Source organism: Bradyrhizobium canariense (assembly GCF_019402665.1).
In the GTDB taxonomy this organism is placed as follows: Bacteria; Pseudomonadota; Alphaproteobacteria; order Rhizobiales; family Xanthobacteraceae; genus Bradyrhizobium; species Bradyrhizobium canariense.
Genome location: NZ_VSST01000103.1, coordinates 1 through 1,183, shown reverse-complemented (window position 1 = coordinate 1,183; position 1,183 = coordinate 1). Strand labels below are relative to the sequence as shown.

1 protein-coding gene is annotated in these 1,183 nt (G+C 61.8%); it reads right to left on the bottom strand.

Annotated features, from left to right (window positions below):
- Positions 1 to 3: 3 nt before the first annotated feature.
- Entirely contained in the window at positions 4 to 1,182 is a 1,179-nt protein-coding gene (locus FXB41_RS39065) for an IS481 family transposase (protein WP_219685542.1), read from the bottom strand.
- Between the last annotated feature and the right edge of the window lies 1 nt (position 1,183).

Genomic DNA, 1,183 nt, shown 5'->3' with positions numbered 1-1,183 from the left:
TGTTTAGACCGGAGACATAGCTGACGCTTGTTCGGACACATCACTGACAGGTTGGCCATTGGTCAAGTCGATTGATGCGACCTGCCAACTGGCGAAGAAGATTCCGTAATGGCCGTCGCGGTCGAGCGGTCTGATGGCGAGCCGCTCGCCGCAGAAGGCTTGTGGGACTTTCCACATTTGTCCCCGGAAGGAGATGTAACTCCGAGTCGAGGAGACGGTGCGAACGATCTCTCCGGCATCGTATTGGACCTGCGGAACTCGTTCCGGCATGGCGCGAGAACTTGGCCGGTAGCGATCGGCGGGGACCCCCATGCCGAGACTTTCATGAGGCCGTTCCAGATTGTAGAGCATGCGCCAGCTATCGAGGGCGTCTTGGACTTCCGCCAGAGTGCGGAACGCGCGCAGAGCAAACACTTCCGCGTTCAGGCTGCGATGGAAGCGTTCATTCTTGCCCCGGCCCTGGGGATGGCGCGGCCTGGCATGCACCACCCTGATGCCAAGCTTGAGCAGCCAAACCTTCAGCGCGGTCCAGCGAACGCCAGACGTGTCACCCCAAGGGGAGCCATTGTCGATGTAGAAGGCCTCCGGCAGGCCATAACGGCGGAAGGTATCGACCAGATGCTTCTGCACGGCGGGACGCTGCTCATTGGCGCATGCCTCCAGACACACGGCATAGCGCGAGTGATCGTCGACCATGGTCAGCGGATGACAACGCGTTCCGTTGGCAAGGGGCATGTGGCCCTTGAAGTCCATCTGCCACAGCTGATTGGGCGCCTCCTTCTCAAAGCGATGACCTGGAGGGCTCGGCGGGGCCTTCTCACTTGGCTTGATCCGCTCGTTCCGGCACAGGATCTGATGGACCGTCGAAGGCACAGGCACAGCCTGGCCTTCGCGCTTCAGGCAATGGGCAATCTTGCGCGCCCCCCAGGCTGGATGCTGGTCACGCACAGCCAAAACCTGCGCCTCCACAGCAGGCTCGCTGCGTTGGGGCATCCGCTTCGGACGACGGGGCTGATCCGCCAGTTCATGGTCGCCGGCCTGCCAGCGCCTCAGCCATTTGTAGCCCACATCAGGACTGATCCCGAACCGCCGGCACAGCTCTCGCCGGTTCGTTCCCTCCTGCAAGGCAAGCCGCACGAATTCTCGTCGTTGATCCATCACCGACACCTCGTTCCAGGGCATG

Bases quoted from the DNA above. Each gene is read 5' to 3' on its own strand.
- FXB41_RS39065 (WP_219685542.1), bottom strand. From the start codon at position 1,182: ATGCCCTGGAACGAGGTGTCGGTGATGGATCAACGACGAGAATTCGTG.